Source organism: Streptomyces coryli, assembly GCF_011044975.1.
Taxonomy (GTDB): Bacteria; Actinomycetota; Actinomycetes; order Streptomycetales; family Streptomycetaceae; genus Streptomyces; species Streptomyces coryli.
On record NZ_JAAKZV010000096.1, the window covers coordinates 20,852 to 27,855 of the forward strand.

Annotated in this window: 5 protein-coding genes; all 5 read right to left on the reverse strand. The window is 72.4% G+C overall.

All coding sequences use genetic code 11. The annotated features are described in order from the left end of the window. Positions 1-2: 2 nt before the first annotated feature. Genes G5C51_RS21410 through G5C51_RS21430 form a run of 5 tightly spaced genes read right to left on the reverse strand, consistent with a single transcriptional unit; the run spans position 3 to position 6,954 of the window. Complete coding sequence (locus tag G5C51_RS21410; protein ID WP_165239760.1) at positions 3-1,520, reverse strand: Wzz/FepE/Etk N-terminal domain-containing protein; 1,518 nt, start codon at positions 1,518-1,520, stop codon at positions 3-5. Further along, positions 1,517-2,920 carry a Wzz/FepE/Etk N-terminal domain-containing protein gene (locus G5C51_RS21415; RefSeq protein WP_165239761.1) on the reverse strand — a complete coding sequence of 468 codons (1,404 nt, stop codon included), beginning with the start codon at positions 2,918-2,920 and terminating at the stop codon, positions 1,517-1,519. The genes G5C51_RS21410 and G5C51_RS21415 overlap by 4 nt, the downstream gene beginning before the upstream one ends. After that, a complete protein-coding gene (locus tag G5C51_RS21420) occupies positions 2,917-4,143 on the reverse strand; it encodes a glycosyltransferase family 4 protein (RefSeq protein WP_165239762.1) in 1,227 nt (408 codons plus the stop codon). Before G5C51_RS21420 ends, G5C51_RS21415 begins: the two co-directional genes overlap by 4 nt. Continuing rightward, positions 4,133-5,458 (reverse strand): nucleotide sugar dehydrogenase, encoded by a 1,326-nt coding sequence (locus tag G5C51_RS21425; protein WP_165239763.1) that lies wholly within the window; start codon positions 5,456-5,458, stop codon positions 4,133-4,135. The genes G5C51_RS21420 and G5C51_RS21425 overlap by 11 nt, the downstream gene beginning before the upstream one ends. A gap of 17 nt (positions 5,459-5,475) precedes the next feature. Continuing rightward, on the reverse strand, positions 5,476-6,954 hold the full coding sequence (locus G5C51_RS21430; protein ID WP_165239764.1) for an exopolysaccharide biosynthesis polyprenyl glycosylphosphotransferase: 1,479 nt from the start codon (positions 6,952-6,954) through the stop codon (positions 5,476-5,478). Positions 6,955-7,004: the final 50 nt, after the last annotated feature.

The following is a 7,004-nucleotide window of genomic DNA, read 5'->3' on the forward strand; positions in this document are numbered from 1 at the left end:
TCTTACCGCGCCTCCTGGTCGCTGTCCGGACCTCGTGCGGCCAGCACCGAGGAGTTCTCCGCCCACCGCCGGCCGGTCCCGTTCTGCCGGCCGATGCGCTCGGCGTGGCCGCGCAGCGCGGTGTGCTGCCCGTCCCACAGGGTGCCGTCGGTGCGGTCCCGGGGATCGGGGTCGATCAGCACCACACCGGCCACCGGGATGCGCTGGTCGGCGAGTTGCCGCGCCACGGTGTGCAGCCAGGCGGCGCTGCCGTGCCCGGCCCGTACGACGAGCACGGTCTGGGCGCCGAGGTGGTGCAGGTCGGTCCACGCCGTGCCGGGCGCGACCGAGCCGACGCCGAGCCTGCGCACCTTGCGCGGCACGGCCGCGGCGTCCTCGCCGCGGACCACGTCCGGATCGCCCGGCTGCGGGCGGCGGTTGGCGAGCTGCGGTCCCGGCAGGCCGTCGACGATCACCACGGGCCGGTCCGCCGCCAGGGCTCTGGCGAGGTCCTGGGCGATGTCGCTCGTGCTGCGCGCGCAGCCCAGCTCGAGCAGCGACACCGGGTCCGCGGAGCCGCGCACGATCCGGGCCAGGGTCGCGGTGAGCCGGTCCCGTGCCGCCAGGGCCCGGCGGCGCTGCCACAGCCTGGCCGGCCGGCGCAGCTCCGCGATGACGGAGGCGCCGAGGTTCGCGGCGATCTCCCGGCGCAGCACCGGGCGGTTCGCCACCACCACGCCGACCGCGGCCAGCGCGAGCCCGAGCGCGAGGCCGACGGCGAGCCCGATCGCGGCATTGGTCACCACGGCCTTGCGCGGCGAGTGCTGCACCGCGCGCGGGGCGTCCACGATCTGGGTACGGGCGATGAGCTGGGGCGTGCCCATGCGCGCTTCCTCGGCGCGCTGGTCGTAATCGCCGATCTGCGAGGTGAGTTTGGCCCGGCGGTCGAAGAGCGACTCGAGCTCCGCCGATGCGGTCGGGTCGACGCCCGGCTCGCGGCCCCCGATGTCCTCGTTGACGTCGGCGAGCTCCTTGCGCAGCCGGTCGCGCTGCTTGAGCAGCGCCTCTGCCTCGGCGTCCGCGGCCTCCCGCATCCGCTTCACGTGATCCGCGATGAACGCGTCGGCCACCGCCTTGGCCCGGGCCACCGCCTGGGCGTCGCTGTCGCCGGTCACATCGATCTGCAGCAGGTTGTTGGTCAGGCCGGTGCCCCGGTATTCCGCCATGAAGTCCGCCGGGCGTTCCGTGGAGTCGAGGGACTTGAGAGCCGCGGCGGCGACCCGCGTGGTCTGCAGCACCTCGACGTCGGTGCGGATCAGCGTGCCGGTGTCGTTCGGCTGGTCCTCCTGGTGCGCGACCAGCACCTTGGTGACCGCGGTCGGCGGGGGCGGCAGCAGCACGGCCAGCGCCGCGCCGATCAGCAGCCCCAGCAGCGCCATGGCGCACCAGAGCCGGCGGCGCCTGCGCACCGCCACCACCAGCGCCTGCAGGTCGAACAGCGGCGCGGCCGCCGGCGACTCGGACGTCGTGTTCGTCGTCACGGTGATCCCCCCGTCCCGTGGCTGTGCACCGCGAAGGCGAGCGTGCCGTCGTCCGGTGGATCGCCGGCGTCCGGCGGCGGATCGGCCGGCCCCGCCGGGCGGGCCCGGACGGCGCCTGCCAGGACGATGCCGACGACCTCGTGCCGGCCGTCCGCGCACGCCCCGGCGATGCCGGCGAGCTCCGCGGCGGTCCAGCTGCCGGCGCTGAGCACCACCAGGACCCCGGACTCCTGGCCGCGGTCCGGCACCATCGGCCGGTGCACCGATACGTCCACGACCCGCAGCATGGGGTATCCCCTGCTCGAAGAGCTTGGGGAAGGATCGCCCTCGGCCTCGACGACCAGTTGCCCGGCGGCCCGGCGGGCGACCTCGTCGCCTTCCGGTACGACCACCAGCAGCCGCCGCGAGCCCGGCAGCCGGTCGCGGATGCGCGCGCACACCCGCCCGTAGCGGATCCGTCTGCTCTCCTCACCGCCGGACGTCCGCAAGGGCGGTACGTCCCACCGGGTGTCGAGGTCCAGCAGCCGCCGGATCCGGGCCCGCGGGCTCTGGTCCTGCGGCTTTTCGCCGGGCCGTTCACCGGGCACGTCGACGCTGCCCAGCAGCGTCGAGCCCAGCGCCGTGGCGATCTCCGCTTCGGTGCGCAGCCTGCGGCTGGCGCGGGTGGCGGCGAGATGGCCGATGACCGCGCTGAGGAAGAACAGCAGCGCCCCGCCGCCCACGAGCTGCGTCCGCGTCGGCGGCGCCTCGGTGGTGGGCTTGGCGGCCGCCCCCATCACGACCATGCTGGCCTTGTTGGCCGCCGGGTCGGACTCGTTCAGCTTGGTCATCGCCTCTTCCAGCGCGGTGCGCAGCTCCTCGAGTCTGGTACGGGCCTGCACGCTCTCCACCGTCTTCCCCGGGTCGGTCGCGTTGGCCAGTTCGGTGATGCGGCGGTTGGTCTGCTCCACCTTCTTGCGCAGCGACTCGGGCCCCGACGCGGTGCTGTCGCCCGCGATCCGCTCGCCGAACGCGATGAACTGCCGGGCCACTTCGTCGGAGAGCCGCTGGGCGCGCTCCGGGGTGTCGGCCGTCCCCGAGATCTTGACGACATTCGCGTTGGCCGCCTTGGCGCTCACCCGGCCGCGCAGCTCTTTCCCGCCGACGCCGCTCCAGTCGAGCTTGGCGGCGGCGCGGTCGACGACCGCGGAGCTGGTGGCGAGCTGCGCCTGGGTGAGCAGCTCGCGCTCCTCCCACGCCCCCGGCAGCAGCACCGAGGTCGATGTCGTGTACTTCGGCGGCGTCAGCAAGGAGATGCCGTAGCCGACGAGCGCGCCCAGCAGGGTGAGGGCGGCGAGCAGCCGCCAGCGGCGCCGGAATATCCGGCCGATCGTGGCCAGTCGTACCGTGTCGTCGTTCACCGGCCCTGCCTCTTCCCCGTACGGACCGCCTCGTAGGCGGCGAGCAGCGATCGCTGCGAATTGCGCCAGGAGAGCTGTCCGCCGATCCGCTCCTGGCCGATCTTGCCCATCCGCTCGCGCTCGTCCGGATCGTCCAGCAGCACCGCGATGAGCTTGGCGAATTCGGCCTCGTCGTTGGCGGGCGCGTAGACGGCGGCGTCACCGGCGGAGACCCGCGCCTCCTTGAGGTCGAACGAGACGATCGGCCGGCCCATCACCATGTACTCCAGGACCTTGTTCATGGTCGACACGTCGTTGAGCGGATTGCGCGGGTCGGGCGAGAGGCACACGTCCGCGGTGGACAGATAGCGCGCCAGATCGGCGTCCGGTACGCGCCCGGTGAACTGCACCTGCTCGTCGAGCCCGAGCCGCCGGGACAGCGCCACCATCGCGTCGAAGGCGTCTCCGGAGCCGACGAACACCGCGTGCCAGTCGGTCCGGCCGAGCTCGTCGCGCAGCTTCGCGAGGGCGCGCAGCGCGTAGTCGACGCCGTCCTGCGGGCCCATCACGCCGAGGTAGCACAGCAGATGGGGTCTGCCGCGCTTCAGCTCCGGCTCCGGCGGTACGGGATGGAAGCGGTCGATGTCGGGGGCGCTGCGCACCACGAAGACGTCCTCGGGGCGGCGGCCGCCGCGGCGCAGCGCGACGTCCCGGTAGCTCTCGTTCGTGGCGAGGACGACGTCCGCGGCCCGGTAGGTGCGCCGTTCCAGCGCGCACACGGCGCGGTAGAGCAGGTCCTCGCCGCGGCCGAACCGGGAGAGGTACAGCTCGGGCACCAGGTCGTGCTGGTCGAAGACGAACCGCGCGCCCTGCCGCTTCAGCCACAGCGCCGGCAGGAACAGCAGGTCGGGCGGGTTGCAGGCGTGCACCACATCGACCGGGCCGACCTTGCGGGCCAGCCGGGCCGTGTGCCACAGCGCGGAGCCGTACTCCCGCAGATAGCCGGCCGGTCCCCCGGTGGCCGCGCGCAACGGGTAGCGGTGGATCCGCACCCCGTCGATCTCGGCCTCGGGCTCCGTGTCCCGTTTGCTTCCCCGCGGGCAGATGACGTGCACCGTCCAGCCCGCGTCGCGCAGCGTCGTGCACTCCTGCCACACCCGCCGGTCGAACGGCACCGACAGGTTCTCCACCAGTATCAGCGCGCGCCGGCCCGGCGCCTCACTGCTGGTTGCGTTACCACGCAATGCCCACGTACCCCCTCTCGTCCCGGCGCGCCTCGGCGTCGGGAAGGCGGATCAGGTCGACGATCACCGGACTGCCGTCATCGGTGCCGTGCGGCAGCGCCGCCAGCACCGCCGGGTCCCGGGTGCCGACCAGGCACACCTCGGCGTGCTCGAGCACCTCGCCGACGGACTCGGCGAGCAGCTGCGCGAGGTGCGGCAGCCGGTTCTCGATGTACTCGCGGTTCGCGCCGAGCAGCCGGGAGAGGTTGACGTTGGCGTCGTAGATCCGCAGGTCGTATCCCTTGCCGAAGAGCCGCTCGGCCAGCTCGACGAGCGGGCTCTCGCGGAGGTCGTCGGTGCCGGATTTGAAGGACAGTCCGAGCAGACCCACCCGGCGCTTGCCGAGGCGCTCGACCAGCTCGACCGCGCGCTGCAGATGGTCGGCGTTGGAGGGGAGCACGTGGGAGAGGATCGGCACCGAGACGTCGGCCCGGTGCGCGGCGTGCACCAGGCTGCGTAAGTCCTTGGGGAGGCAGGAGCCGCCGAAGGCGAAGCCGGGGCGCAGATAGGCGGCGCTGATGTTCAGCTTGCGGTCGGCCAGGAAGACGTCCATCACCTGGTGCGAGTCGACCCCGAGCGCCTGGCACACCGCGCCGAGCTCGTTGGCGAAGCCGATCTTGAGGCCGTGGAAGGCGTTGTCCGCGTATTTGATCGCCTCGGCCGTCGGTACGGGCACCCGGAACACCTCGCCGGGCAGGCCCTCGTACAGCGCCGCCACCACGTCGCCGCTGGCCTTGTCGAGCTCGCCGATGACGGTCTTGGGCGGGTCGAAGAAGTCCTTGACGCTGGTGCCCTCGCGCAGGAACTCCGGGTTGACCGCGACCCCGAAGTCCACCCCGGCGGTGCCGCCGGCGTACTTCTCCAGGATCGGCACCAGCAGATTCAGGCAGGTGCCGGGGAGCATGGTGCTGCGGAACACGACCGTCTGCCGCCCGCCCCGCTCGGCCACCGCGGCTCCGATCTCCTCGGTGACCCGCTCCAAGTAGGTCGTGCACAGGCTGCCGTTGGGCTCCGACGGCGTGCCCACGCAGATGAGCGACACCTCGCTGCCCATGATCGCCTCACGGACGTCGGTCGTGGCGCGCAGCGCCCCGGTCCGCACGGCCTCGGCGGTGAGCTCGCCGATCCGCTCCTCGACCACCGGGGCCTTGCCGTCGTTGACCAGGTCGACCTTCACCGGGTTCACATCCACCCCGATGACCTCGTGCCCCATGCTCGCCAGGCACGCGGCCGATACACAGCCGACGTAGCCGAGCCCTAAGACGCTGACTCTCATTCCCCGCCCCTCCCCCATCAGTAGGCCCCCTGTCCGTGGAGCACGGCGCGCAGTGTCTTCCACAAGATCACCGTGTCCAGGGCGAGCGACCAGTCCTCCACGTACCGCAGGTCGAGCCGGACCGCCTCCTCCCACGGCAGGTCGCTGCGTCCGCTGATCTGCCACAGGCCGGTGAGCCCGGGCTTGACGAGCAGCCGCCGCCGGATGTCCGGGCCGTACGCGGCGGATTCCTCCGGCAGCGGAGGCCGCGGGCCGACGAGCGACATGGAGCCGGTGACCACGTTGAAGAGCTGCGGCAGTTCGTCGATCGAGTACCGGCGCAGCACCGCTCCCACCCGGGTCACCCGCGGGTCCCTGCGGAGCTTGAACAGCAGGCCCGCGCCCTCGTCGCGGTGGGCCAGCTCGGCGCGCGCGGCGTGGGCGCCGGAGACCATGGTGCGGAACTTGAAGATGGTGAACTCGCGGCCGTCCTTGCCGACCCTGCGCTGGCGGTAGAAGACCCCGCCCCGGCTGTCCGCCAGGACGAGCAGCCCGACCAGCACCATCAGCGGCACGAACAGCACCAGCAGGAACGCCGCGCCCAGCCGGTCGACGACCTCTTTGATCGCCCGCCGGCCCCCGGTGAAGGCCGGCATGCTGACCCGCAGCAGCGGGATCCCGAGCACCGCGTCGACGTGCAGCCGCGGCCCGGCCACCTCCATCAGCACGGGCGCGACGACCATGTCGGCATCGCTGCCTTCGAGGTTCCAGGCCAGTCGCTGCAGCCGGTCGGGGGACCAGTGCGGCGCGGGGGTGACCGCGACGACGCGGTAGCCGTCGCGGCGGACGTGGTTCGCCACGTCGCCGAGCGGGCCGACCACCGGCACGCCGTCCAGATGGTCGCCGCCGATGCCGATGGCGTCCGGCGTGCACACCGCCTCCACCCGCCAGCCGAGGTGCGGGAACTTGCGGGTGCGGGCGATCAGATCGCGCACGGTGGGGAGGCTGCCGGCGGCGAGCACCGGGCGCAGGCACTGGCCTTGCTTGCGCTGTCTGTGCAGCCAGAGGCGCAGCAGATACCGCTCGGTCATGGTGAACAGGGCGATCGCCGGGATCGCGACGAAGATCCAGAGCTTGATATTGCGCGAGGTGAGGGCGATCCCGCCGAGCGCCAGCACGACGACCGCCATGAACAGCGAGCGCCCGAGCCGGCGGAATTCCTCCGCCCCCTGACCGAGCACGGCCGGAGCCCAGGCCCGGCTCACCGCGAGCGCGCCCAGCACGAGCAGCCAGGTGCCGAAGGCGAGGATGGCCCAGTTCTCATGCCAGTTGGCCGCGTCCCGGACACCGAAGAAGCCACCGATCGCCGCCACCACGAAGGCGGTGGCCACGGCATCGCTGGTGATCACGGTACGTCTGTACCGCTGCTCCCAGTCACTCGCGGGCCGGTGGATTGTCCCGTTCTCCAGGCGCCCGCGCGCCGATGGAAACGGGTTGGATAATTCCCCCTGTTTCACAGACCCCCCCGGGCCCTCATTGTTTTCGACGTGCTCGTTGAACACAGCCC